A 23,385-nucleotide genomic window follows, 5' to 3' on the forward strand; every position below is an offset into this window, starting at 1 on the left:
GTGGCCTGAACATCGCTAGGGGGAATCCTTTCCTTAGTCATGATGAATCGGCCAATATTCGGCGATCTTTAATCAAAAGGAGGCCAGATGATGGCTACGTTACCTTCGCTCGGCTTCGCCGGCATCGGCCTGATGGGCTTGCCGATGTGCCGACGCCTGCTGGCAGCGGGCTATCCGCTGACCGTGTGGAATCGCACCCAGGCGAAGTGCGCGCCGCTGGTCGAGGCGGGCGCCCGACAAGTGACCACGCCTGCACAACTGTGCCAAAACGTCGACGTGGTGATGTTGTGCCTGGCGGATACATCGGTGGCGCGCGAGGTGGTTTTTGGTGCGGGCGGGGTAGTCGAGGGGGCGAAACGCGGTCAATTGCTGGTGGATTTTTCCAGCCTGGAGCCGACCGCCACCCGGGAAATGGCCGCAGAGCTGGCGAGTAAAACCGGCATGAGCTGGCTCGATGCCCCGGTGTCCGGCGGCGTGGTCGGCGCAGAGGCCGGCAGCTTGGCGATTATGGCGGGCGGCGACGCAGCAGACCTCGAGCGAGTCAAACCGGTGCTGCACAGCCTCGGTCAGCGGGTGACCCACATGGGCGGCGTCGGGGCCGGGCAGGTGACCAAGGCGTGCAATCAGATGATCGTCGCCTGCAATGCGCTGGTGATCGCCGAAGTCGTGGCGTTGGCCGAGCGCTCCGGTGTCGACGCCGGGTTGATCGCCGAAGCCCTGGCCGGTGGCTTTGCCGATTAAAAACCTTTGCAGATCCTGGCCCCGCTAATGGCGCAGAGTCACTTCGAACCGGTGAAGTGGCATGTCCGTACGTTGCTCAAGGATCTTGATACAGCCGTCAAGTTCTCCCGCGAACAGGGCTCGGCCACACCAATCAGCGGATTGGCCGCACAACTGATGCGATTGCATGGGGCGCAGGGTTTCCTTGAAAAAGATCCGTCGACGCTAGTGCAGATGTACCGCGAGCCTGGCTCAACGAAGTGACGACGCGCGACTGATTGCGCTGGTTGATTTCGTTTAGCACCGGGTGCAACTCAGCCAGCGGCACTGGACGACTCAGCAGGTAACCCTGAACGAAGTCGCAGCCGTGGCGTTCGAGAAAATCGTATTGCTCGAACGTTTCGACGCCTTCGGTGACCACCTGCAAATGCAGGGTATGGGCCATGACGATAATGGCCTGGACGATTTCCATGTCTTGAGTGGCGGTGGGAATGTCCTGGATGAACGAGCGGTCGATCTTCAACGTGTTCAGCGGCAAGCGCTTGAGGTAAGCCAACGACGAATAACCGGTGCCGAAGTCGTCGATCGACAGTGACACGCCCAGGGCCCGAATCTGGCGCAGTAACCCCAGGGTGTTGGCGATATTGTCCATCAGTGCGTTCTCGGTCACCTCCAGTTCCAGGCGCTGCGGCGCCACCCCGGCGCTGCGCAGTGCGTGTTCGATTTCGTCGGCCAGCTCTTCACGCCCCAGGTTCAGGGGCGAGCAGTTCACGGCAATCTTCAGTGTTTCGCAACCCTGGCGCGACAACTCGGCCAAGTCCTCGCAGGCCTTGCGCAGCACCCAATTGTCCAGCTCGGCGATCAGGCCATTGGCCTCGGCGATGGCGATGAAGCGATCCGGGGCCAGCAATCCATGGACCGGGTGTTGCCAGCGTACCAGCGCTTCCAGCTTACTGACCTGGCCGGTTTGCAAGTCATAGATGGGTTGGTAATGCAGCACGAGCCCGGTGTTTTCGCGCAGGGTATGACGCAGTTCTTCCTCCGTTTGCAGCTCCAGGGTGGCGCGGGTTTTCAGGTTGGGGCTGAAGAAATTCACGCCGTTGCGGCCGTTGCCTTTGGATTGGTACAGCGCCAGGTCGGCGTTTTTCAGCAGCTCTTCACACGTTTTGCCGTCCTGCGGAAACAGGCTGATACCGATACTGGTGGTCATGACCATGCGTCGCCCGGCCAGCTCGATGGGCTCCTTCATTTTCAGCATGATGCGCTGGGCCATGTGCCGCGCTTCTTCGCGATCATGCAGACCGATGAGGAGGCAGAATTCATCTCCGCCAAAGCGCGCCACCACGTCCTCGTGATAGCGTACCGAACCCTTGATGTGGTCGGCGAGGACTTTGAGCAATTCGTCACCGGCGTCGTGGCCGAGGCTGTCGTTGATCCGCTTGAAATGGTCAATGTCCAGAAACAGCACCGCCAGCATGCCGCCCTCGTTGGTCTTTTCGATGAGTTTCTCGGCGAAGATCTGGTTGAAGCCACGGCGGTTGATGAGGTTGGTCAAGGCGTCGTAATGCGCCACCTGTTGCAGCGACATGCGCGCCTGGTCCAGTTGACTGAGTAGCGCGTTGACCCGTTGCAGGTCTCGTTCCTTGTGTTGCAGCTTCTTGTCCGCCAGCGCTGCACTGATACTGCTGCCGATGATCAGTAGCGTCATGATCGCCACGGTCAGCCCCAGTTGCAGGTGATTGTTTTCACCGGGCAGCGTCTGCAGGTTGCCGGCGGGCAGCACCAGATTGAATGCCGCCATGCCGGTGAAATGCATGCTCACAATGCCCGCCCCGAGCACCAGGCTGGCACAGTACTTGAGCAGTTGATGGAACAGGCCCGTGCCATCGCGCAGATGGCTGGATATCAACAAGGCAGCGAGGCTGGCGCCAATCGCAACCACGATGGAGAGGGCGAAGAGCGCCGGTTGGTAATAGACCACTGCACTCGAATGCAGGGCGGTCATGCCCACGTAATGCATGGCGGCAATGCCCAGGCCAATCCAGATCGAAGCCTTCAGACACTGCCCAAAGCTCGGGCGAGGACGGCTGAGGGTGTGCATCGCCAGCCACGAAGCGAGCAGGACGATCAACAGCGAAAGGAGGGTGACGGGCAGTTGGTAATGCGTCTGGATCGGTGCCTGGAACGCCAGCATGCCGATGAAATGCATGGCCCAGATCCCGCCGGCCAGACATCCGGCACCGACCCAGCGCCAGAGTCGCTGCGACTCGGGCTTTTCGGCGTGGCCGACCCGTTCGGCCATGTCCAGCGTGGCAAAGCCGCCGACACAGGCGACGACATAAGCCAGCAGCACCAAAAAAGGGTCATGTGCGCAATCGAGTATTACCTGCCCACTCTGTGGAAGCTCGGTAATGAAATGCAAACCAAGCCACTCCATAGCATGCCCTGTTGTTACACCCTGTCCGACGCCATGACTGCTGGCGAATGCTTTGGAGTATAGAGGCCGTGCACAGAGCGCAAGCGATGGTGGCATATTGGTTCTAATGATTTTGGCATTAGATAAATAGCGATTGGCACTAAGCGTCAAGCGCTCTGTTCGTACAGCGGTTCGACGTCAGGTAGCAGGGCTGGCAACCCGAATGCTGCGCGCGCGGCGTCGCAATCCACGTTCGCCTCGCCATTGGCCCAGGACGCATCGAATTCCCGGCAGGTGCTGGAACGCTGATCGTAAATCGAGCACTGCACGGTACTGCCCACTTCACCGACCAGCCCGACGCAGCGCGTGGGTTTGCAGTCTGTGCCGAGCATGGCGACCCGACTGGGACTGATGGGCGCGACCAGTTCGTCAGGCACCGTGCCCCCGGCCGAGGTGCATTCACCCCAGAAAAAAGACACGCGAAAATGGGAACAGCAGGCACCGCAATTCAGACACGGACTGGCTTCGGACATGGGCGATAATCAAAGGAGGATGGGGGGCAGCGGTGGGTCAGACAAGGCCGCTATTCTAGGCTTTGCCTTGGGCTTGGGAAGGGGGCGCGACAGGTATTTTTCGACCCTCGGTCGGGCCATGAAAAACACCGCAATTCCCCTGTGGGAGCGGGCTTGCTCGCGAAAGCGGTGTGTCGGTCAGCAAATAAGGCGACTGACAGATTGCATTCGCGAGCAAGCCCGCTCCCACAGGGGGATGGTGTTTGGGCGGGCTCGGTTGCGATGGCTTGGTATCAGGCTGGCGAATGATGACAGACAGGCCGGGCGAGCCTGACTAAATTGCAGTTTCCGGGGGCAGTGAAGCCCCATAACAATAAAAGAGACGGACCCCATGCAGAACTCGACCCAAGCGGCGAATGCCTGGCGCATTCTGTTCCTGCTGTTCCTGGCGAACCTGTTCAACTTCTTCGACCGAACCATCCCGGCCATCATTATCGAGCCGATCCGCATGGAGTGGCACCTCAGCGACTTCCAGCTGGGGATCATCGGGACGGCATTCACCCTCGTCTATGCGATCGCCGGGCTGCCGCTGGGGCGACTGGCCGATACCGGTTCCCGCAGCAAGTTGATGGGCTGGGGCCTGGCGGCGTGGAGCGGGCTCACGGCGATCAACGGACTGGTGGGGAGCTTCTGGAGCTTCCTGATCGTGCGCATGGGCATCGGCATCGGTGAAGCCAGTTACGCACCCGCGGCCAACTCACTGATCGGCGACCTGTTCCCGGCCCACCGCCGTGCGCGGGCGATGGGCATTTTCATGCTCGGTCTGCCGCTAGGGCTGCTGCTGGCGTTCTTCACCATCGGTACCATGGTCAAAGCCTTCGACAGTTGGCGTGCGCCGTTTTTCATCGCAGCGGTGCCGGGGCTGATCCTGGCAATCTTCATGTTTTTCATCAAAGAACCGAAACGCGGGGCGGCGGAAAGCGTGCAAGTGTCCCAGGAACGCGTCGATCGGCCGATCCGCCGCGTGCTGGCAGTGCCGACCTTTTTGTGGCTGGTGATGGCGGGGCTGTGCTTCAACTTCGCCACGTATGCCTGCAACTCATTTCTGGTGCCGATGCTGCAGCGGTATTTCCTGATGCCGTTGCAGGAAGCGGCGGTGGCGACCGGGGTGATCGTCGGTGTGACCGGTTTGTTCGGCCTGACGCTGGGTGGCTGGGTCGCCGACAAGATTCACCAGCGGGTGGCCAATGGCCGACTGTTGTTCGCGGCGTTCAGCCTGATTATCTCCACCGTGTGCACGGCCTGGGCACTGCATTCGGGGCGAATAGAAATCGGCGTGTTTGTGGCGGTGTTCAGTGTGGGCTGGTTGTTTGCCTACAACTTCTACACCTGCGTTTACACGGCGATTCAGGACGTGGTCGAGCCGCGTTTGCGGGCGACGGCCATGGCGCTGTTCTTTGCCGGGTTGTATTTGTTGGGCGGTGGACTGGGGCCGGTGGTGGTGGGTGGTTTGTCCGATCACTTTGCCCACACGGCCATGCTGGCGGCGGGTGCCGAGCAGATGACCGAGGCATTCAAGGCGGTCGGCCTGCATGACGCCATGTACCTGATCCCGGTGGCGCTGTTTTTCACCATGGTGTTTTTGTTTTTGGCTTCGCGGTGTTTTGTACGCGATGCCAAGCGGATGAAAGAAGGGTTGGTGGCGGTGGTTGAGCCTGGGGTTGCGGTGGCGACTGCTTAAGATCAAGAGATCGCAGCCTGCGGCAGCTCCTACAGGGTTCAGTCGCGTTCACAGATTTTGTGCTCGACACGGACACTGTAGGCGCTGCCGAAGGCTGCGATCTTGGCGTCCGTGGCAGCACCGCAACACTGCAGAATGCAAAAAGGCCCGCATCACTGCGGGCCTTCTTGTTTCTGCGGAGCAGAGGGAAATTAACCCGCCACCAACACCCGAATCGCTTCCAGTCGCAGCGCAGCCTTATCGAGCATGGCCAAGCCTTGCTCGCGCTGATTGCGCAGGGCAACCAGTTCGCTGTCGCGTACGGTCGGGTTGACCGCTTGCAACGCGGTCAGGCGCGCGAGTTCTTCGTCGGTGTCGGCCGCCAGTCGACGCTGCGCCTCGGCAACGCGTTCGGCATGACGCGGGAAAATCTTCTCTTCGCCGGCATTGATCCGTGGCGTCAGCTGGTCGCGCTGGGCCTGGATGAACTTGTTGGCGCTGGCGCGAGGCACGCTTTCCAGTTGATCGTTGAGCGTCTCGAACGACACCCGGGCCGACAGGTCGTTGCCATTGGCATCGAGCAGGCAACGCAGGGCGGCCGGCGGCAGGTAACGGCCCAGTTGCAGCGAACGCGGGGCAACCACTTCGCTGACGTAAAGCAGCTCCAGCAACACGGTGCCGGGTTTCAGCGCCTTGTTCTTGATCAACGCGACGGCGGTGTTGCCCATCGAGCCGGACAGGACCAGGTCCATGCCGCCTTGCACCATCGGGTGTTCCCAGGTGATGAATTGCATGTCTTCGCGAGACAGCGCCTGGTTGCGGTCGTAGGTGATGGTCACGCCTTCGTCATCGCCGAGCGGGAAGCTGGCGTCGAGCATTTTTTCGCTCGGCTTGAGGATCAGCGCGTTTTCGGAATGGTCTTCGCTGTCGATACCGAAGGCGTCGAACAGGGTTTCCATGTAGATCGGCAGGGCGAACTGATCGTCTTGCTCGAGAATGTCCTCGACCAGTGCATCGCCTTCGCCAGCGCCGCCGGAGTTGAGCTCCAGCAAGCGGTCACGGCCAGTGTGCAGCTCGGCTTCCAGGCGCTCACGCTCGTTGCGGGCCTCGTCGATCAGCGCTTGCCATTCGCCATCGTCGGCATTTTCCAGCAGCGGCAGCAGGCGCGGGCCGAACTTATGCTGCAAGGCGTTGCCGGTCGGGCAGGTATTGAGGAATGCGTTCAGTGCTTCGTGGTACCACTGGAACAGGCGCTCTTGCGGGCTGGTTTCCAGGTACGGCACGTGCAGTTCGATGATGTGTTTCTGGCCGATCCGGTCCAGACGACCGATACGCTGCTCCAGCAGGTCCGGGTGCGCTGGCAGATCGAACAGCACCAAGTGGTGCGAGAACTGGAAGTTGCGGCCTTCACTGCCGATTTCCGAGCAGATCAGCACTTGCGCGCCAAACTCTTCGTCGGCGAAGTAGGCGGCGGCGCGGTCACGTTCGAGGATGTTCATGCCCTCGTGGAACACCGTGGCCGGAATGCCGGAACGCACGCGCAACGCGTCTTCCAGGTCCATGGCGGTTTCGGCGTGGGCGCAGATCACCAGCACTTTGGTGCGCTTGAGCATCTTCAGCGTATCGATCAGCCACTCGACGCGCGGGTCGAATTTCCACCAGCGTTCTTCTTCGTTGGCGTCCGGCTGGGCCTGGAAGCTGACTTCCGGGTACAGCTCGGCATGATCGCCCAATGGCAGTTCGAGGTATTCGTCCGGGCACGGCAGCGGATACGGATGCAGTTTGCGCTCCGGGAAGCCTTGCACGGCGGCGCGGGTGTTTCGGAACAGCACGCGGCCGGTGCCGTGGCGGTCCAGCAATTCGCGGACCAGACGGGCGCTGGCTTCGGTGTCGCCATCATTGACGGCGGTCAGCAGCGCTTCGCCTTCGTTGCCGAGGAAACCGTGAATGGTCTTGTGCGCTTCAGGCGACAGGCGCCCCTTGTCCAGCAGCTCCTGAACGGCTTCGGCCACCGGGCGATAGTTTTCGCTCTCGGCGCGGAAGGCGTGCAGGTCATGGAAACGGTTCGGGTCGAGCAGGCGCAGACGGGCGAAGTGGCTGTCCTGGCCCAGTTGTTCCGGGGTCGCGGTCAGCAGCAGGACGCCGGGAATGACTTCGGCCAATTGCTCGACCAGCGAATACTCCGGGCTGGCCTTTTCTTCGTGCCAGACCAGGTGGTGGGCTTCGTCGACGACCATCAGGTCCCAGCCGGCGGCGAACAGCGCGTCCTGGGCCTTCTCGTCGTGCACCAGCCATTCGAGTGCCACCAGCGCGAGCTGGGTGTCTTCGAACGGGTTGGCGGCATCGCTTTCGATGAAGCGTTCTTCGTCGAACAGCGCGACTTGCAGGTTGAAGCGGCGGCGCATCTCGACCAGCCACTGGTGCTGCAGGTTTTCCGGAACCAGGATCAGCACGCGGTTGGCGCGGCCCGACAGCAGTTGGCGATGGATCACCAGGCCGGCTTCGATGGTCTTGCCCAGGCCCACTTCGTCCGCCAGCAGAACCCGCGGCGCAATGCGGTCGGCGACTTCACGGGCAATGTGCAACTGGTGCGCGATCGGTTGCGCACGCACGCCACCCAAGCCCCAGAGTGCGGACTGCAGCTGGCGGCTGGTGTGTTCCAGGGTGTGATAGCGCAGGGAGAACCAGGCCAGCGGGTCGATCTGGCCGGCGAACAGACGGTCACTGGCGAGACGGAACTGAATGAAGTTCGACAGCTGGGTTTCCGGCAGGGTGACCACTTCGTTCTGCGCGTTGAGGCCGTGGTAGACCAGCAAGCCGTCGACGTCGTCGACTTCCTGTACGGTCAGTTTCCAGCCTTCGAAGTGAGTGATCGAGTCACCGGGAGAAAACCGCACGCGGGTGAGGGGCGCATTCCGTAGCGCGTACTGGCGAGTGTCGCCAGTGGCCGGGTAGAGCACGGTCAACAAGCGGCCGTCCTGTGCCAGAACGGTGCCTAAACCCAGCTCGGCTTCGCTGTCACTGATCCAGCGTTGCCCCGGTTGATACTGCTGCGCCATGCTGCCTGACTCCCACCTTGAAAAAGCGGGCTATCTTAACGGAATGAGGGCTTCAGGGCCAAAGATAACTCATGTGTAGGAGCTGCCGAAGGCTGCGATCTTTTGATCTTGCTTCAACGGCGAAGATCAAAAGATCGCAGCCTTCGGCAGCTCCTACAAGTGCCAACCGGGTCACAGTTTGCGACTGATGGCTCAAGTCGCCCTCTATACAGCCGACAGCCTGCTGACAGGAGAACCCCAATTATGCTGCTACCGATGCTCCCCTTGAGTGCCGTGCCGATCACCTCACAGCAGGACCCGATCCGCCAGCGTCCGGATATTCCGCCGGTCGTCCCGGTGCAGGAAAGCTCCAACGAGAGCACCATCGACCTGCAGCAGCGCGATCCGGAAGAAGCGGCCTTTCAGTTGCGAGAGGAGCAGCGCCGCAAGCAGGAACAGCAACGACGCCGTCGCGAGGCCGATGAAGACCCGGAGGAGCACCTGGCGATTCCGGGTAATGAGCTGAATGCCGACAACACGGTGCCGGTGGCGCCATTGATGGACGATGAGCCGCGTCAGGGGCTGTGGGTTGATATCCAGATTTGAGGTTGCGACTGGTCAGCGCTTGCGTCAGGCCGCATTATTGCGACAAACCCGTTTAGCGATGTACTGAGCACCATGAGCCAAGACGACAAGTTGATTGATCTTAATGCTGAACGCGCCAAGCGGGTTCATGACCTCAATGAAAAGCGCCTGAATGAAGTGCGCCAGGCATTCGAGCAGGCCATGCCGTTGGGTAAAGCCAAGAAGAAGCCGAAGAACAAACCGAAAAAGCGTTAATACCCCCCTGCATCGATTGATGCAGGTCAGTTATTTCCCCTCCTTTACGCCCAGTCTCGGGCGACATTGATCCCGGTCAATTTTCTCTCCTGCCTGATTGGTTAACTTAGCCCTATCGCAACAGGGCAAGTCCAGGAGGCCCGTCATGTTTTTCGACAACGTGGTGATCGCCGGGGTGCTGACAGTCAGCCTCATGGTTGTGTTTTTTGCCGGGTTTGGATTTTTTATCTGGAAGGATTCGCATAAGCGCAAACCGTAGTTCTTTCTGGATGTAATGAGCACGCAAGGCATTTTGGGCAACTTCGGTTGCCCTTTTTTTTGTGCGATTTTTGTGATGTATCTGTTGTTTGGGGGGCTGTGCGTCAAGATCAAAAGATCGCAGCCTGCGGCAGCTCCTACAGAGGAATGTGTACACCCTGTAGGAGCTGCCGCAGGCTGCGATTTTTTGATCTTGGGCTTTTAACGGTCGACCACAAAAAAGGCGCGAACCTCACGGAACGCGCCTTTTTATTTAGCCACTATGTATCAGCTGCCCAATGCCTTCGAGGCCAGCCAGAACAGGCCGGCCGACAGGGCCACTGTCGCTGGCAGGGTCAGTACCCAGGCCAGCAGGATGGTTTTCACGGTACCGCCTTGCAGGCCGCTTTTATTGGCGACCATGGTGCCGGCCACGCCCGAGGATAGGACGTGGGTGGTGGACACGGGCAGGCTGAAGATGTTGGCCAGGCCGATCATGCAGGCGGTGGTGATCTGGGCCGACATGCCTTGTGCGTAAGTCATGCCTTGCTTGCCGATCTTCTCGCCGATGGTCAGCACCACGCGTTTCCAGCCGACCATGGTGCCCAGGCCCAGCGCCAGGGCGACCGCCAGAATCACCCAGAACGGGGCGTATTCAGTGGTGGTGGTCAGGTCTTTGCGCAGTTTATCCAGGTCAGCCTTTTCACGGGCTGCCAACGTAGGCAATTTGCCGACTTTTCTCGCGGTGTCGTCCAGGCAGAGCAGGTAGCGACGTACTTCGATGCGGCTTTCCGCCGGCAGCGAGTGGTAGTCCGCTACGCCTTTAAGGGTGTCGAGCAGGGCGGCGATGGTCGGTTCGGTTTGTTGCGGGTTGCAACGGAATTTCTCCGGCAGATCGCCTTCCACGCTTTTGCCCAGCGCCAGGAATTCACCCAGCGTGTCGGCATTGCGCTTGTAGAACTGGCTCAGGTGCAGGGTCGCGTCGCGGGTGCGTTCGATCTGGTAGGTGGTGCTGCTAAGGTCGAGTACGAACTGGGCCGGCACGATGCCGATCAGGACCAGCATGATCAGGCCGATACCTTTCTGGCCGTCGTTGGAGCCGTGCACGAAGCTCACGGCCATGGCCGAAATCACCAATACCAGGCGGTTCCAGAATGGCGGGTGCTTCTTGTCGTCGAGCTTGCGGCGCTGGTCCGGCGTCTTGTGCATCTTCGACAGGGGGCGCCACCATTTAAGGCCGATCAGCACCAGTGCCGCGACAATGAAGCCGGCCATTGGCGAGAACACCAGGGAGGCGCCGATATCGATCGCTTTCTGCCAGTTCACGCCGTCGGCCAACGGAATGTCGTTGATCAGGGCGTTCGCCAGGCCAACACCGAGAATTGAACCGATCAAGGTGTGGGAGCTGGAGGCCGGGATACCGAAGTACCAGGTGCCCAGGTTCCAGGTGATGGCGGCGGCGAGCAGCGAGAACACCATGGCCAGCCCGTGACCGGTGTTCACATTGATCAGCAGTTCTACCGGCAGCAGGTGGACGATGGCGTACGCCACGCCAACACCGCCCAGCAGCACGCCGAGAAAGTTGAACACACCGGAAAAGAACACCGCCAGATGAGGCGGCATGGCTTTGGTGTAGATAACAGTGGCCACCGCGTTAGCGGTGTCATGAAAGCCGTTGATGAACTCGAAGGCGAGGACAAAGGCCAGGGCGAGCAAGAGGCTCACAAGCACCCAAGCATCCAGTCCGCTGAATAAATCGATCATTTAGGTTTTCTGACCCGGTCATAAGGGGGCGCGATTATGCCAGAAAAGACTGTTAATCGATGCACTAGCTGCTCATCGGTAACATTCTTCAATGAATTAGTTTGTGACGATAGCCTAAACCCCAGTGTTTTGCCGGGTTTTGCAAGTCATTGAATTCAGTCGAAAAGACAGCAGGCACAAGGGATTCTCTCGTGGAGGCGAGAGACGGGGACGCTTGTGTGAAATATCTGAGAAGAGGGTCAGACATGAGCCATTTACCTCATCCCATGGGTGAGGTGGCCGCTGCCCGCTCGTAGCGGGCGCGAAAGGCATCGTCGATACATCCCGCTTTTAACGGGGTGCAGACGCAGACCCTTGAAAAAAATTCAGGCCGAAGCGGTCATGGCTCTTCGGCTTTGAGCTCTTTTTCCATCTTCTGCAATTCCTGGGTAAAAGCCTGATCCTGAACGGTGGCGCGTTTACGCCAGGGTTTGCGTTCCGGTTCGGGCTGAGCGGCGTAGGTGGTGACTTCCCCGCCGTAAACTTCCTTGTAACGTTGTTCCTGGCGCTCAAGTTCCGCGCGCAGTTCGTCTTTCGTCACAGTGCTACCTGATTGAGTTGAGATAAATTTCTGGTGAAACGCGCTGCATCGAGTCAATTGACCACGCTCGTAGAAAGGACAATGCCGAACAAGGCAACCTTTTACGGTAGGTGAACAATACTTCCATGTTGCAGGCGGCCACGACACCAGAGATAAACAGCTGACGCAGCATCAGTTTCCTGTTTCATTCAGCGAGCGCGTTGGCGGGACACAGGATGAGCGTCAAGCGCTTGCTGCGAGTAGCGGCGATGGAACATTGCGCTACCAGGTGGCCGAATCGGCAATAAAACCGTGCAGCCACTGAATTGCATTATAGCGGTCGATTCGAAGAACACTATCTCCAAAAAGTTAAAAGTAGATCTTGATGTGTGATTGTCTTGTTGCTCGAACTTTACGGAACTAGGTGAACAGCGAACCCACTTTGCAGTGATGCCTTTCTGGCGCCATTCAATCGTACAACTTAAGGCATAACATCCGCCCCTTTAAGTTCCCGTCGAGGCAACTGCTAGAACTTCTAACGCGCTCGGGGCGGTGGGCGAGCTTTGGGCGGGATGATTGCGATTATCGATCGATGGTTCGATAATCGCCCGATGTAGCGTGTCCGGGCTTGTGTCTCAGGTCTGAAGCCGCTTGTAATGGCCGCTGATCCGTGTGGAAAAAAAGGACCTGATATGAATGATCAATTGCGCAACGCCTTCGCATCAGTAGCGCCGCCGATCGTCGCCTCTCCCGCCAAACGGATTCAGGCAATGACCGGTGACCCGGACTTCATGACGTCCCTGGCCCGCGGCCTGGCGGTGGTGCAAGCGTTCCAGGAGCGCAAACGCCACTTGACCATCGCCCAGATCAGCCACCGTACGGAAATTCCCCGCGCCGCTGTAAGACGTTGCCTGCACACATTGATCAAGCTCGGCTACGCCACCACCGACGGCCGCACGTATTCGCTGCTGCCCAAAGTACTGACCCTCGGCCACGCCTATGTCTCGTCGACTCCGCTGGCGGTGTCCGCACAGCCGTATCTGGACCGCATGAGTGAACAACTGCACGAAGCCTGCAACATGGCCACGCTGGAAGGCGATGACATTTTGTACATCGCCCGTTCGGCGACGACTCAACGATTGATCTCTGTCGACCTCTCGGTAGGCGGACGCCTGCCGGCCTATTGCACGTCCATGGGCAGGATTCTCCTGGCTGCGCTGGACGACACGTCGCTGGGTGAATACCTCGACCATGCGGAGCTGCAAGCCAAGACCAGCCGCACGCTGCATACCCCGCAGGCGTTGCTCGAATGCCTGCAAGAGGTGCGGCAACAAGGTTGGTGCATTGTCGATCAGGAACTGGAGCAAGGCCTGCGCTCGATTGCCGTTCCGGTGTACGACGCTTCCGGCCAGGTGGTGGCGGCGCTGAACGTCAGTACCCACGCCGGCCGGGTCAGTCGCAGTGAGCTGGAACAGCGTTTTCTGCCTGGCCTCCTGTCGGCCAGCCGCGACCTCAGCGCTCAGCTTTTCGCCTAAGCTGTTCGATAATCGCCCAGAGTCGCGTTTATCGAATTGACGCTCTTTCACCTGGATAACTAATGTCGCGGCAGCGTCAGCCTAGGCTGACTCCTGTCCGACTGCGTTCTCGCGTGGAATAAAAATAATGAACCAGCCTCAGTCTGTTGTAGGAAACTGCCTCGATGTGCAGTCCTTCATCAATGCTCAACCCATTTCGCGCTACCAATGGCGAGTGGTGATCCTGTGTTTCCTGATTGTCTTCCTCGATGGCCTCGACACTGCGGCCATGGGCTTTATTGCGCCGGCACTGTCCCAGGACTGGGGCATTGACCGTGCCAGTCTTGGCCCGGTCATGAGTGCGGCGTTGATCGGCATGGTCTTCGGTGCGCTGGGTTCCGGCCCATTGGCGGACCGCTTCGGACGAAAGATCGTCCTGGTGGGCGCGGTGCTGTTGTTCGGTGCCTTCAGCCTGGCATCGGCCTACAGCGCCAACGTCGATCAATTGCTGGTACTGCGATTCCTGACGGGGCTGGGCCTCGGCGCCGGCATGCCGAACGCCACGACATTGCTCTCCGAATACACCCCGGAGCGCAAGAAATCCCTGCTGGTGACCAGTATGTTCTGCGGCTTCAACCTCGGTATGGCGGGTGGCGGATTTATTTCCGCCAAACTGATTCCGGCGTTCGGCTGGCACAGCCTGTTGCTGATCGGCGGGATACTGCCGCTGATGCTTGGCGTGGTCTTGCTGCTCTGGCTGCCGGAGTCGGCGCGTTACCTGGTGGTGCGCAATCGCGGCACCGACAAAGTCCGCAAGGCGCTGGCGCCCATCGATCCGACGGTCGTTGCACAGGCTTCCAGCTTCAGCGTGCCGGAACAGAAAACCGTGCAGGCGCGCAACGTTTTTGCGGTGATCTTCTCCGGCACTTACAGCACCGGCACCCTGTTGTTATGGCTGACCTACTTCATGGGCCTGGTGATTGTTTACCTGTTGACCAGTTGGTTGCCGACCCTGATGCGCGACAGCGGCGCGAGCATGGAGCAGGCGGCATTCATTGGCGCGTTGTTCCAGTTCGGCGGCGTGTTGAGCGCGGTCGGCGTAGGCTGGGCGATGGACCGGTTCAATCCGCACAAGGTTATCGGCACTTTCTACTTGCTGGCCGGGGTGTTTGCCTACGCGGTTGGGCAGAGCCTGGGCAACATCACGGTGTTGGCGACCCTGGTGTTGGTGGCCGGGATGTGTGTCAACGGCGCGCAATCGGCAATGCCGTCGCTGGCGGCGCGGTTTTATCCGACTCAGGGGCGGGCGACCGGGGTGTCGTGGATGCTCGGGATTGGCCGCTTCGGCGCGATTCTTGGGGCGTGGATGGGCGCCACGCTGTTGGGGCTGGGCTGGAATTTTGAACAGGTGCTGACGGCCCTGGTGATTCCGGCAGCGTTGGCGACCACGGCGGTGGTGATCAAGGGCCTGGTCAGTCATGCGGATGCGACCTGATCCTGGATTGAGATAGCGGTGTGGCGGGAAAGATCGCAGCCTGCGGCAGCTCCTACATGGGAATGCGTACCCTGTAGGAGCTGCCGCAGGCTGCGATCTTTTACAGGCAACTCGGAACGATAGCCAAACAACAATATGTTCGATAATCGAACGCTCAGTCGATTATCGGATTGTTTGGGGTTTTCCCGAGGCTTACTCTTCACTCACTCCGGCGCGCGCATCGCGCCCTTTCATCCACTGTCGGTTCATAACAAATCGGGAGCCTGCCCCATGGCTGAAATCCTTTCGCTGCACGACGCGGTGAAGCAATTCGTTAACGACGGCGATACCGTCGCGCTCGAAGGCTTCACTCATCTGATCCCTACGGCGGCGGGTCACGAAATCATTCGCCAGGGCAAGAAAGATCTGACGCTGGTGCGGATGACGCCTGACCTGATCTACGACCAATTGATCGGTGCCGGTTGTGCTCGCAAGCTGATTTTTTCCTGGGGTGGTAATCCGGGCGTCGGTTCGCTGCATCGTCTGCGCGACGCGGTCGAGAAGCAGTGGCCGCACCCGCTGGAAATCGAAGAACACAGCCACGCTGACCTGGCGAATGCCTACGTCGCTGGCGCATCGGGCCTGCCGTTCGCGGTGCTGCGTGCCTACGCCGGCTCCGACCTGCCGAAGGTCAACCCGTTGATCAAAACCGTCACCTGCCCGTTCACCGGCGAAGTGCTGGCCGCCGTACCTTCGGTGCGTCCGGACATCACCGTGATCCACGCGCAGAAAGCCGACCGCAAAGGCAACGTGCTGCTGTGGGGCATTCTCGGTGTGCAGAAAGAAGCCGCACTGGCGGCCAAGCGTTGCATCGTCACGGTCGAAGAAATCGTCGATGACCTCAATGCGCCGATGAACTCCTGTGTGCTGCCTACCTGGGCGTTGAGCGCGGTCTGCCACGTGCCGGGTGGCGCACATCCTTCCTACGCCCACGGTTACAACGAGCGCGACAATCGTTTCTACCAAGCCTGGGACCCGATTGCCCGCGACCGTGAAACCTTCACCGCGTGGATCAACGAGTACATCCATGGCTGCGCTGACTTCAGCGAGTTCCAGGCCAAGCTGGCCGCTGCTTCGCAGGTGACGAAATGACTTACACCACTAATGAGATGATGACCGTTGCTGCCGCTCGCCGTCTGAAGAACGGTTCGGTGTGCTTCGTCGGTATTGGCTTGCCGTCGAAAGCGGCCAACCTGGCGCGTCTGACGTCCTCGCCGGATGTCGTCCTTATCTACGAATCGGGTCCGATCGGTGCCAAACCGAGCGTACTGCCGCTGTCGATTGGTGACGGCGAGTTGGCGGAAACCGCTGACACCGTTGTCCCGACGGGTGAGATTTTTCGCTACTGGCTGCAGGGCGGGCGCATCGACGTCGGTTTCCTCGGCGCCGCGCAGGTCGACCGTTTCGGCAACATCAACACCACCGTCGTGGGTGACTATCACCAGCCGAAAGTCCGCCTGCCGGGGGCCGGTGGCGCACCGGAAATCGCTGGCTCGGCCAAAAGCGTACTGATCATCCTCAAGCAGTCGGCCCGCTCGTTCGTCGACAAGCTCGATTTCATCACCTCGGTCGGCCATGGCGAGGGCGGCGATTCGCGCAAGCGTCTCGGTCTGCCGGGCGCCGGTCCGGTCGGCATCATCACCGACCTGTGCATCATGGAACCGGAAGCCGGCACCCATGAATTCGTGGTCACCGCGCTGCACCCGGGTGTGACCCGCGAACAAGTGACTGCCGCGACCGGTTGGGCGATTCGCTTCGCAAACACTGTTGAAAACACTGCCGAGCCAACTGAGGTCGAACTGACAGCGCTCAGGGATCTGGAAGCCCGCACCGCTGCGGCCCACGGCCAAGCACCCGGAGAAGCCTGATGCGTGACGTTTATATCTGCGATGCCATTCGTACACCCATTGGCCGTTTCGGCGGTGGCTTGTCGACGGTTCGCGCCGACGACCTGGCGGCTGTGCCGATCAAGGCGCTGATGGAGCGCAACCCGTCGGTGGACTGGAACGCGGTAGACGAGGTCTTCCTCGGCTGCGCCAACCAGGCCGGCGAAGACAACCGTAATGTGGCGCGCATGGCGTTGTTGCTGGCGGGCCTGCCGGAAACCATTCCGGGCGTGACCCTCAATCGCCTCTGCGCTTCGGGCATGGACGCTATTGGCACTGCGTTTCGCGCCATTGCCAGCGGCGAGATGGAGCTGGCGATTGCCGGCGGCGTCGAGTCGATGTCCCGTGCACCGTTCGTGATGGGCAAGGCCGATGCGGCGTTCTCGCGCAACATGAAACTGGAAGACACCACCATTGGCTGGCGCTTTATCAACCCGTTGATGAAGGCTCAATACGGCGTCGATGCGATGCCGCAGACCGCTGATAACGTGGCCGACGATTACGAAGTGTCCCGCGAGGATCAGGACGCTTTCGCCGTGCGCAGTCAGCAGCGGACAGCCGCCGCGCAAGCCGCCGGCTTTTTCGCTGAAGAAATCGTTGAAGTGCGCATTGCCCACAAAAAAGGCGAAACGGTTGTCAGCCAGGACGAACATCCTCGCGCCGATACCACCCTGGAAACCCTGGCCAAATTGAAGCCAGTCAACGGTCCCGACAAAACCGTCACCGCCGGCAATGCCTCGGGCGTGAACGACGGCGCGGCGGCGTTGATCCTAGCCTCTGGCGATGCCGTGAAAAAACACGGCCTGACCGCTCGCGCCAAAGTGCTGGGCATGGCCAGCGCCGGTGTCGCGCCTCGGGTCATGGGCATTGGTCCGGTCCCGGCGGTGCGCAAACTGACCGAACGCCTCGGTCTGGCGGTCAGCGATTTCGACGTGATCGAACTCAACGAAGCGTTTGCCAGCCAAGGCTTGGCGGTGTTGCGTGAATTGGGGCTGGCGGACGACGCTGCTCAGGTCAACCCGAACGGTGGCGCCATTGCCTTGGGCCATCCGTTGGGCATGAGCGGTGCGCGTCTGGTGCTGACGGCGCTGCATCAGCTTGAAAAGACTCAAGGCAAGAAAGGTCTGGCGACCATGTGTGTGGGCGTCGGCCAAGGCCTGGCCTTGGCAATTGAACGCGTCTGACACGCCACGTCGACGAATAAGAACAGAGGAAAGCGAAATGACTGACAAGCCTGGTTACCGTCGCCCGCAGGCGGGCACTCAGCCGGACTACCTGCACCCGACGTACCAATCTACCAACCGTCGCTCGCCGTCCAAACCGTTGGTGTTTTTGCCGCATTCGTTGTCGGAAATTACCGGCCCGACCATCGGTGCCGAGCGTGTCAGCGAGAAGGACAATGACCTGACCGCGCAGCACACGGGCGAACCACAGGGCGAACGCATCATCATTCACGGCCGTGTGCTGGATGAAGATGGATTGCCGGTGCCGGGGATTCTGGTGGAGATCTGGCAGGCCAACGCCGCCGGTCGCTACAACCATGATCGCGACGTGCATGACGCGCCACTGGACCCGAATTTCACCGGCACCGGCCGCACCGTGACCGACGCCGATGGCGGGTACCAATTCCAGACCATCAAGCCCGGCGCCTATCCGTGGGGCAACCATCACAACGCCTGGCGCCCGGCGCACATCCATTTCTCGCTGTTCGGGCCGAGCATTCTGACGCGCCTGGTGACCCAGATGTATTTCCCGGGCGATCCGCTGCTGGCGTACGACCCGATCTACAACTGCGTGCCCGATACCCGCGCCAAAGAGCGTTTAATCGCCAGTTTCGACCTGGAAAAAACCATCCCTTCCTATGCCCTCGGTTATCGCTGGGACATCGTCTTGCGCGGCCGCGAAGCCACGCCGATGGAGAAATAAGATGACGCTGAACGCGACCACGTCCCACACCGTCGGGCCGTACTACCACATTGGCCTGACCTGGCTGAACCGCGAAAACCTGACCGTCGAACAGACCCTTGGCGAGCGCGTGGCGATCACCGGGCAAGTGGTGGATGGCAACGGCGACGTCGTCAACGATGCGATGCTGGAAGTCTGGCAGGCCAACGCGGCGGGCAAGTACGATCACCCGGAAGATGACCAGGACAAACCCCTGGACCCGAACTTCGAAGGGTTTGGCCGGGTGCCAGTGGATGCCGAAGGGCGCTTTCGCTTCACCACGATCAAGCCGGGTACGGTGCAAGGTCTGAAAGGCACGACCCAGGCGCCGCATCTGGTGGTGCTGGTGTTTGCTCGCGGGCTGGTGAAGCACTTGCTGACGCGGATTTACTTTGATGGCGAACCGGCCAACGTGGCGGACCCGTTGCTGGAGTGTGTGCCGGCTGATCGTCGGGATACGTTGCTGGCGAAGAAGGATGCCGGGGGTGTTTATCAGTGGAATGTGATTTTGCAAAGCACAGACGCAGAGACGGTGTTCTTTGATTATTAAGTGAACACCACAAAACCTGTGGGAGCGGGCTTGCTCGCGAAGGCGGTGTATCAGGCAACATTGATATCGACTGACACAACGTCTTCGCGAGCAAGCCCGCTCCCACAGGGGAATTGCTTTGCAGATCCATCTGCGGAACGGGACTGTTGCGAAGTATGTCTAGACTCTCACTGTCCCCATTGAGTGAAAAACAATGACAACACCCACAGCGACTCCAGTTCATTACACGGGCGAAGAGCGCAGCAAGCGTATCTTCGCCATTGTCGGCGCTTCGTCCGGCAACCTCGTCGAATGGTTCGACTTCTACGTCTACGCTTTTTGTGCGATCTATTTCGCCCCGGCGTTCTTTCCGTCCGATAACCCGACTGTGCAGTTGGTCAACACCGCGGGCGTGTTCGCCGCCGGGTTCCTGATGCGGCCGATCGGCGGCTGGATTTTCGGCCGTGTCGCCGACAAGCACGGGCGCAAGAACTCGATGATGATCTCGGTGCTGATGATGTGCTTCGGCTCGTTGCTCATCGCCTGTCTGCCGACCTACTCCAGCATTGGCGTCTGGGCCCCGATCATGTTGCTGTTCGCGCGTTTGCTTCAGGGCCTGTCGGTCGGCGGCGAGTACGGCACCACGGCAACCTACATGAGCGAAGTCGCGCTCAAGGGCCAGCGCGGTTTCTTTGCTTCGTTCCAATACGTGACGCTGATTGGCGGACAACTGCTGGCGGTGTCGCTGGTGGTGATCCTGCAGCAGTTCCTCACCGAAGACGACCTGCGCGCCTACGGCTGGCGAATCCCGTTTGTGGTCGGCGCGGTTGCCGCCGTGATCTCGTTGTTCCTGCGTCGCTCGCTCAAGGAAACCACCAGCAAGGAAATGCGCGAGAACAAGGACGCCGGCAGCATTCGTGCGCTGTTCCGCGACCATAAAGCCGCGTTCATTACCGTGCTCGGTTACACCGCCGGTGGCTCGCTGATTTTCTACACCTTCACCACCTACATGCAGAAATACCTGGTGAACACCGCCGGGATGCACGCCAAGACCGCCAGTTACATCATGACCGGCGCGCTGTTCCTTTATATGTGCATGCAGCCGTTGTTCGGCATGCTCGCGGACAAGATCGGCCGTCGAAATTCGATGTTGTGGTTTGGCGCCCTCGGTACGCTGTTTACCGTGCCGATCCTGCTGAGCCTGAAAAGTGTCAGCAGTCCGTTCCTGGCCTTTGTGCTGATTACCGTGGCGCTGGCGATTGTCAGTTTTTACACCTCGATCAGTGGCCTGGTAAAAGCCGAAATGTTCCCGCCGGAAGTGCGCGCGCTGGGCGTTGGCCTGGCGTATGCGGTGGCGAATGCGATCTTCGGCGGTTCAGCGGAATACGTCGCGCTGAGCCTCAAGGCCGTCGGCATGGAAAACTCCTTCTATTGGTACGTGACGGTGATGATGGCCGTGGCGTTCCTGTTCAGCCTGCGTCTGCCCAAACAGGCGAAATACCTGCATCACGACCTTTGATCCATCTGCGTGGGCCGAACCGGCCCACGCCTTCAGGGACTGTTTATGAACGAGCGACCGGGCAATCAATTGTTCGATGCCTATTTCACTGCCCGCGATATGCGTGAGGTGTTCTGCGATCAGGGCCGGGTTCAGGCCATGCTCGATTTCGAAGCCGCGCTGGCCCGGGCCGAGGCGCGCGTTGGTTTGATTCCGCAGACTGCGGTCGCACCGATCGAGGCTGCTTGCCGGGCCGAACATTACGACTTCGCCGCCCTCGGGGAGGCGATCGCTACGGCGGGTAATTCGGCTATTCCGCTGGTGAAAGCCTTGGGCAAACAGATCGCGAGTCACGATGCCGACGCCGAGCGCTACGTGCATCTGGGCGCCACCAGCCAGGATGTGATGGACAGCGGCCTGGTGTTGCAACTGCGCCAGGCATTGGCGTTGATCGAAAGCGATCTGGCGCAATTGGGCGAAGCCCTGTCGGCTCAAGCCCAACGTTATGTCGCCACACCGCTGGCGGGACGCACCTGGTTGCAGCACGCGACACCGGTCACCCTCGGCATGAAAATCGCCGGTTGGCTGGGCGCGGTGACCCGCAGCCGGCAACGTCTGCAGGAACTCAAACCGCGGTTGCTGGTGCTGCAGTTCGGCGGCGCCTCTGGAACCCTGGCGGCCCTCGGCGAGCAAGCGCTGCCGATTGCGCAAGCACTGGCCGCAGAGCTGGCACTGGGTTTACCGGATCAGCCTTGGCACACGCAGCGCGATCGTCTGGTGGAGTTCGGCGCCGTACTGGGGTTGATCGCCGGCAGCCTCGGCAAACTCGGTCGCGACATCAGCCTGTTGATGCAGACCGAAGCGGGGGAAGTCTTCGAGCCTTCGGCTCCGGGCAAGGGCGGTTCTTCGACCATGCCGCACAAACGCAATCCAGTGGGCGCCGCGGTGCTGATCGGTGCCGCGACGCGCGTGCCCGGTTTGCTCTCGACCCTGTTCAGCGCGATGCCGCAAGAGCACGAGCGCAGCCTCGGGTTGTGGCATGCCGAGTGGGAAACCCTGCCGGAGATTTGCTGCCTGGTGTCCGGCAGCCTCAAGCAGGCGTTGCTGGTGGCGATCGGACTGGAAGTGGACGCCGAGCGCATGACCCGCAATCTCGACCTGACCCAGGGCCTGGTGCTCGCCGAAGCGGTCAGCATCGCCCTCGCCCAACGGGTGGGGCGCGACACGGCGCACCATTTACTGGAGCAATGCTGCAAACGTGCGGTGGCCGAGCAACGGCATCTGCGCGCGGTCCTCGGCGACGAGCCGCAAGTGACCGCCGAGCTCTCGCCTGCTGAACTCGATCATCTGTTGAACCCGGCCCATTACCTCGGTCAGGCCCACACTTGGGTCGAACGAGCAGTGGCTGAACATTCTGCGTTGACTGCCTGAAGGAGACTGCTGTGGCTTTCGTACAACTCGCCGATGGCGAACTGAATTACCAACTCGATGGGCCCGTTGATGCGCCAGTGCTGGTGCTGTCCAACTCGCTGGGCACCGACCTGCACATGTGGGATGCGCAGATTGCGGCGTTCACAAAGCATTTCCGGGTGCTGCGTTTCGATACCCGTGGTCACGGCCAATCGCTGGTGACGCCGGGGCCGTACAGCATTGAGCAACTGGGTCACGACGTGCTGGCGCTGCTGGATGCGCTGCACATCGAAAAGGCGCATTTCTGCGGTCTGTCGATGGGCGGGCTGATTGGCCAATGGCTGGGAATCAACGCCGGCCATCGTCTGCACAAACTGGTGGTGTGCAATACCGCGGCGAAGATCGGCGATCCGTCGATCTGGAACCCACGGATCGAAACCGTGCTGCGTGACGGCGCGGCGGCCATGGTCGCATTGCGCGATGCATCGATTGCGCGCTGGTTTACCGCGGATTTTGCCGAAGCCAATCCCGCTGCGGCGAAGCAGATCACCGACATGCTCGCGGCCACTTCGCCAGAAGGTTACGCGGCCAATTGCGCCGCTGTGCGCGATGCCGATTTCCGCGACCAGTTGTCCTCGATCAAGGTGCCGTTGCTGGTGATTGCCGGCACTGAAGATGCGGTCACGCCACCGTCCGGTGGGCATTTCATCCAGGAGCACGTGCCGGGCGCCGAGTACGCCGAGTTCTATGCCGCGCACTTGTCCAACGTCCAGGCCGGCGCTGCTTTCAGCGAACGAGTCCTGGCGTTTTTGTCAGCTCATTAAGGGGATTGTTGTGGACGAGAAACAACGTTACGACGAAGGCCTGAAAGTCCGTCGCGCAGTACTGAGTGACGCCCATGTCGACCGCAGCCTCAACGCCTTGACCGAGTTCAACTCGGAGTTCCAGGAAATGATCACCCGCCACGCCTGGGGTGACATCTGGACTCGCCCTGGCCTGCCGCGCCATACCCGCAGCCTGATCACCATCGCCATGCTGATCGGCATGAACCGCAACGACGAACTCAAGCTGCACCTGCGCGCCGCCGCCAACAGCGGCGTGACCCGCGGCGAGATCAAGGAAGTGATCATGCAGAGTGCCATCTACTGCGGCATTCCGGCGGCCAATGCGACCTTCCATCTGGCCGAGTCGGTGTGGGATGAGTTGGGGGTTGAGTCGCGGGAATAGGGTAACGGCTACAAAAAAGATCGCAGCCTGCGGCAGC

20 protein-coding genes and 1 pseudogene are annotated in these 23,385 nt (G+C 60.4%); 16 read left to right on the forward strand and 5 right to left on the reverse strand.

Going from position 1 to position 23,385, the window contains the following annotated elements; translation table 11 throughout:
- The first annotated feature begins 87 nt into the window (after positions 1-87).
- Positions 88-984, forward strand: a pseudogene (locus ACA052_RS06155) (NAD(P)-dependent oxidoreductase).
- Here ACA052_RS06155 and ACA052_RS06160 read toward each other — a convergent pair.
- Together ACA052_RS06160 and ACA052_RS06165 are read right to left on the reverse strand one after the other, a co-directional pair.
- On the reverse strand, positions 875-3,157 hold the full coding sequence (locus tag ACA052_RS06160; protein WP_497648847.1) for a putative bifunctional diguanylate cyclase/phosphodiesterase: 2,283 nt from the start codon (positions 3,155-3,157) through the stop codon (positions 875-877). The pseudogene ACA052_RS06155 and the gene ACA052_RS06160 sit on opposite strands and share 110 nt — an antisense overlap.
- Before the next feature lie 146 nt (positions 3,158-3,303).
- Entirely contained in the window at positions 3,304-3,669 is a 366-nt protein-coding gene (locus ACA052_RS06165; protein ID WP_497648848.1) for a YkgJ family cysteine cluster protein, read from the reverse strand.
- Positions 3,670-4,039: 370 nt separating this feature from the next.
- Here ACA052_RS06165 and ACA052_RS06170 point away from each other — a divergent pair, with 370 nt between their 5' ends.
- Entirely contained in the window at positions 4,040-5,389 is a 1,350-nt protein-coding gene (locus tag ACA052_RS06170; RefSeq protein ID WP_497648849.1) for a spinster family MFS transporter, read from the forward strand.
- A 191-nt stretch (positions 5,390-5,580) separates the two neighbouring features.
- On the opposite strand, the gene rapA is transcribed toward ACA052_RS06170, so the two are convergent.
- Positions 5,581-8,427 carry an RNA polymerase-associated protein RapA gene (gene rapA / locus ACA052_RS06175; RefSeq protein ID WP_497648850.1) on the reverse strand — a complete coding sequence of 949 codons (2,847 nt, stop codon included), beginning with the start codon at positions 8,425-8,427 and terminating at the stop codon, positions 5,581-5,583.
- A gap of 243 nt (positions 8,428-8,670) precedes the next feature.
- Here rapA and ACA052_RS06180 point away from each other — a divergent pair, with 243 nt between their 5' ends.
- The 3 genes from ACA052_RS06180 to ccoM all read left to right on the forward strand — a co-directional run bounded on the left by ACA052_RS06180 (position 8,671) and on the right by ccoM (position 9,505).
- Positions 8,671-9,012: an aspartate-semialdehyde dehydrogenase gene (locus tag ACA052_RS06180; protein WP_497648851.1), complete on the forward strand. Its 342-nt coding sequence runs from the start codon at positions 8,671-8,673 to the stop codon at positions 9,010-9,012.
- 72 nt (positions 9,013-9,084) lie between these two features.
- On the forward strand, positions 9,085-9,246 hold the full coding sequence (locus ACA052_RS06185) for a hypothetical protein (RefSeq protein ID WP_008074569.1): 162 nt from the start codon (positions 9,085-9,087) through the stop codon (positions 9,244-9,246).
- A 145-nt stretch (positions 9,247-9,391) separates the two neighbouring features.
- Positions 9,392-9,505: a cytochrome c oxidase subunit CcoM gene (gene ccoM / locus ACA052_RS06190; RefSeq protein ID WP_028622453.1), complete on the forward strand. Its 114-nt coding sequence runs from the start codon at positions 9,392-9,394 to the stop codon at positions 9,503-9,505.
- A gap of 266 nt (positions 9,506-9,771) precedes the next feature.
- Here the strand turns inward: ccoM and ACA052_RS06195 are convergent, their stop codons facing one another.
- Both ACA052_RS06195 and ACA052_RS06200 read right to left on the reverse strand, forming a co-directional pair.
- Positions 9,772-11,247, reverse strand: a complete 1,476-nt coding sequence (locus tag ACA052_RS06195; protein ID WP_497648852.1) for an inorganic phosphate transporter — start codon at positions 11,245-11,247, stop codon at positions 9,772-9,774.
- 379 nt (positions 11,248-11,626) lie between these two features.
- Entirely contained in the window at positions 11,627-11,827 is a 201-nt protein-coding gene (locus ACA052_RS06200) for a hypothetical protein (RefSeq protein ID WP_007935837.1), read from the reverse strand.
- A 671-nt stretch (positions 11,828-12,498) separates the two neighbouring features.
- On the opposite strand from ACA052_RS06200, the gene pcaR reads away from it, so the two are divergent.
- From pcaR to pcaC, 11 genes are all read left to right on the forward strand, one after another.
- Positions 12,499-13,341 carry a pca regulon transcriptional regulator PcaR gene (pcaR, locus tag ACA052_RS06205; RefSeq protein ID WP_497648853.1) on the forward strand — a complete coding sequence of 281 codons (843 nt, stop codon included), beginning with the start codon at positions 12,499-12,501 and terminating at the stop codon, positions 13,339-13,341.
- 127 nt (positions 13,342-13,468) lie between these two features.
- Positions 13,469-14,815, forward strand: coding sequence for a 4-hydroxybenzoate transporter PcaK (gene pcaK, locus ACA052_RS06210; protein ID WP_497648854.1), 1,347 nt, complete (start codon positions 13,469-13,471; stop codon positions 14,813-14,815).
- Between the two features lie 270 nt (positions 14,816-15,085).
- Complete coding sequence (locus tag ACA052_RS06215) at positions 15,086-15,946, forward strand: CoA transferase subunit A (protein ID WP_201114129.1); 861 nt, start codon at positions 15,086-15,088, stop codon at positions 15,944-15,946.
- Positions 15,943-16,722, forward strand: coding sequence for a CoA-transferase subunit beta (locus tag ACA052_RS06220; protein WP_497648855.1), 780 nt, complete (start codon positions 15,943-15,945; stop codon positions 16,720-16,722). Before ACA052_RS06215 ends, ACA052_RS06220 begins: the two co-directional genes overlap by 4 nt.
- Entirely contained in the window at positions 16,719-17,924 is a 1,206-nt protein-coding gene (gene pcaF / locus ACA052_RS06225; RefSeq protein ID WP_497650276.1) for a 3-oxoadipyl-CoA thiolase, read from the forward strand. The genes ACA052_RS06220 and pcaF overlap by 4 nt, the downstream gene beginning before the upstream one ends.
- A 37-nt stretch (positions 17,925-17,961) precedes the next feature.
- Complete coding sequence (gene pcaH / locus ACA052_RS06230; protein ID WP_497648856.1) at positions 17,962-18,666, forward strand: protocatechuate 3,4-dioxygenase subunit beta; 705 nt, start codon at positions 17,962-17,964, stop codon at positions 18,664-18,666.
- A 1-nt stretch (position 18,667) separates the two neighbouring features.
- Positions 18,668-19,234 (forward strand): protocatechuate 3,4-dioxygenase subunit alpha, encoded by a 567-nt coding sequence (gene pcaG, locus ACA052_RS06235; protein ID WP_497648857.1) that lies wholly within the window; start codon positions 18,668-18,670, stop codon positions 19,232-19,234.
- 193 nt (positions 19,235-19,427) lie between these two features.
- Positions 19,428-20,732, forward strand: coding sequence for an MFS family transporter (locus ACA052_RS06240; RefSeq protein WP_497648858.1), 1,305 nt, complete (start codon positions 19,428-19,430; stop codon positions 20,730-20,732).
- Positions 20,733-20,777: 45 nt separating this feature from the next.
- On the forward strand, positions 20,778-22,142 hold the full coding sequence (locus ACA052_RS06245; protein ID WP_497648859.1) for a 3-carboxy-cis,cis-muconate cycloisomerase: 1,365 nt from the start codon (positions 20,778-20,780) through the stop codon (positions 22,140-22,142).
- Positions 22,143-22,153: 11 nt separating this feature from the next.
- Positions 22,154-22,945 (forward strand): 3-oxoadipate enol-lactonase, encoded by a 792-nt coding sequence (gene pcaD / locus ACA052_RS06250; protein ID WP_497648860.1) that lies wholly within the window; start codon positions 22,154-22,156, stop codon positions 22,943-22,945.
- A gap of 10 nt (positions 22,946-22,955) precedes the next feature.
- Complete coding sequence (pcaC, locus tag ACA052_RS06255; protein WP_497648861.1) at positions 22,956-23,348, forward strand: 4-carboxymuconolactone decarboxylase; 393 nt, start codon at positions 22,956-22,958, stop codon at positions 23,346-23,348.
- Positions 23,349-23,385 lie beyond the last annotated feature (37 nt).

The sequence above is a fragment of the Pseudomonas sp. LBUM1644 genome (assembly GCF_059716195.1).

Excerpts from the sequence above, each read along its gene's own strand:
- ACA052_RS06160 (WP_497648847.1), bottom strand. The coding sequence starts at position 3,157 with ATGGAGTGGCTTGGTTTGCATTTCATTACCGAGCTTCCACAGAGTGGG.
- ACA052_RS06165 (WP_497648848.1), bottom strand. The coding sequence starts at position 3,669 with ATGTCCGAAGCCAGTCCGTGTCTGAATTGCGGTGCCTGCTGTTCCCAT.
- ACA052_RS06170 (WP_497648849.1), top strand. The coding sequence starts at position 4,040 with ATGCAGAACTCGACCCAAGCGGCGAATGCCTGGCGCATTCTGTTCCTG.
- rapA (WP_497648850.1), bottom strand. The coding sequence starts at position 8,427 with ATGGCGCAGCAGTATCAACCGGGGCAACGCTGGATCAGTGACAGCGAA.
- ACA052_RS06180 (WP_497648851.1), top strand. The coding sequence starts at position 8,671 with ATGCTGCTACCGATGCTCCCCTTGAGTGCCGTGCCGATCACCTCACAG.
- ACA052_RS06185 (WP_008074569.1), top strand. The coding sequence starts at position 9,085 with ATGAGCCAAGACGACAAGTTGATTGATCTTAATGCTGAACGCGCCAAG.
- ccoM (WP_028622453.1), top strand. The coding sequence starts at position 9,392 with ATGTTTTTCGACAACGTGGTGATCGCCGGGGTGCTGACAGTCAGCCTC.
- ACA052_RS06195 (WP_497648852.1), bottom strand. The coding sequence starts at position 11,247 with ATGATCGATTTATTCAGCGGACTGGATGCTTGGGTGCTTGTGAGCCTC.
- pcaR (WP_497648853.1), top strand. The coding sequence starts at position 12,499 with ATGAATGATCAATTGCGCAACGCCTTCGCATCAGTAGCGCCGCCGATC.
- pcaK (WP_497648854.1), top strand. The coding sequence starts at position 13,469 with ATGAACCAGCCTCAGTCTGTTGTAGGAAACTGCCTCGATGTGCAGTCC.
- ACA052_RS06215 (WP_201114129.1), top strand. The coding sequence starts at position 15,086 with ATGGCTGAAATCCTTTCGCTGCACGACGCGGTGAAGCAATTCGTTAAC.
- ACA052_RS06220 (WP_497648855.1), top strand. The coding sequence starts at position 15,943 with ATGACTTACACCACTAATGAGATGATGACCGTTGCTGCCGCTCGCCGT.
- pcaH (WP_497648856.1), top strand. The coding sequence starts at position 17,962 with ATGACTGACAAGCCTGGTTACCGTCGCCCGCAGGCGGGCACTCAGCCG.
- pcaG (WP_497648857.1), top strand. The coding sequence starts at position 18,668 with ATGACGCTGAACGCGACCACGTCCCACACCGTCGGGCCGTACTACCAC.
- ACA052_RS06240 (WP_497648858.1), top strand. The coding sequence starts at position 19,428 with ATGACAACACCCACAGCGACTCCAGTTCATTACACGGGCGAAGAGCGC.
- ACA052_RS06245 (WP_497648859.1), top strand. The coding sequence starts at position 20,778 with ATGAACGAGCGACCGGGCAATCAATTGTTCGATGCCTATTTCACTGCC.